General features: G+C 44.8%; 1 protein-coding gene. It reads right to left on the reverse strand.

Annotated features, from left to right (window positions below):
* Positions 1-95: 95 nt before the first annotated feature.
* Positions 96-1,562 carry an IS1182 family transposase gene (locus KNQ15_RS16520; RefSeq protein ID WP_214730118.1) on the reverse strand — a complete coding sequence of 489 codons (1,467 nt, stop codon included), beginning with the start codon at positions 1,560-1,562 and terminating at the stop codon, positions 96-98.
* Positions 1,563-1,727 lie beyond the last annotated feature (165 nt).

The following is a 1,727-nucleotide window of genomic DNA, read 5'->3' on the forward strand; positions in this document are numbered from 1 at the left end:
GAGGCCACTGAAAAACCTCTAGATAAAGTGGTCTAAAACAGAAAAGGTGCTCCATCCACATATATTTTTGTGGATGGAGCACCTTTTCTATCCCATTAATCTTTTGCACCGTCCAGTAAAGTCATGATTCGCTTTGAATTGACTACAAATATAGTCATTGCACTTTGTATGGTCATGCCAATTAAATCTGACGATTGATTTTTCGCCAAACCATGTCGATTTTTAAGTTCACTGTTCTTCGCCTCGATTTTATAGCGTTCCTTTCGGAACTGCTTATATTCCTCAGTCTGTTCGTATTCCAACTGCTCACTATGTTCTTGGGAGCGTAAGGCATGACTGTGTGTTTTCGTCTGAGCACCTGGTGTATAGCAACCCTCTTGTAAAGGACATACTCGACAAAGTTCTACATTGAAGTAATGGGTTTCTAACTGATTACTTCCTATATTTTTGCGACCGGTCCGTGCCTTCCGTATAGCCATGTGTCCTGCCGGACACACGTATCGACCGGCGTCCTTATTGTAGTCAAATCCTTCTTTTCGATTAGAAGCCGCTGATGAAATCTGAGGGGATAGCGGAGCTACAATTCGACAACCTTGGGAAGCAGCATGCATGAGATTGTCTTTGCCAGAGTAAGCTGCATCTCCGACGATATGAGTAAAACAGAATCCGGCTTGATGACTTTTAGCGATGAGTGCCGGCAAGTGTTTTCCATCCGCCGCCTCGCCACTTGTGACCACGACAGCCGTAATAATTCGCTCGGCCGTCATCGCTAGATGGTGCTTGTAGCCAAAAAATGAAGAATCTGCGCTTTTATGCCCGGTCCGGGCATCTTTGTCACGCGAGATGGATAGCTCAATCTGTCCATCCTCGACCAGTTCACGCAATCGATTTACTCGCTCACATATATGTTCACGTGCCATCAGTTGGGGTGCCTCTGTCTCAACGACGTGGACTACACTTAGTGAGTACTCCAACAAATCCTTTATATTTCCCTCATCTACTTTGTCAGGAAAACAGCCTTTTAACTGAGGAGACAGTACATAACAAGCATGTCGTAGCGCTGTTGCTTCCTCGTTTACTGCCTGTCGAAGTGATTTACGCCCATAGCGAGCTTGCGAGTGTGTCGCATCGACAATCAATAGGTCGTTCTTCAAGAGGCCGTTGGCCTTTGCGATTTGAACAGTATGCGCAATCATCCGGTCTAGCAGACCACTGTCACGAAGACGTAGTCGACGGAATTTAGTGAGAGAGGACGGATTTATGACATCCGCTTCTGGCGCAAGGTCGAGGAAGAGTTTAAATGCAAGATCCGTCTTTGCCCGTCTGATCAAATCAACGTCTGACAAGTTCGCATATGCCTTGAGGAATAAATATTTGAACATTTGAATGGGATGAACAGCCATCCGACCGTTGTCATGACAATAAGTATCTTTGAGTTCGTCATATACGAAGTCGAAGGAGATTACATCATGAAGTCTCCGGTATTCATGGTCAGCAGGAATGAGGATGTCGTATAGCGCGGCATAGGGACTATTTGATGGTTTGGGCGAATCGGGCATCATCGAAATCTCCTCCTCATTGGGAATGTATGATAGTTATCTATTCCCGAAAGGGAATCATATATTTCTTAAAATAGAAAAGATACCGGATTCCCTGAGTGGAAATCCGGTATCTTCGTCTTAAACTGTTCAATACGATACAAAGTATTGAAGTTTTTCAGTGGCCTC

The sequence above is a fragment of the Exiguobacterium sp. s168 genome, assembly GCF_018619035.1.
GTDB classification, from domain to species: domain Bacteria; phylum Bacillota; class Bacilli; order Exiguobacteriales; family Exiguobacteriaceae; genus Exiguobacterium_A; species Exiguobacterium_A acetylicum.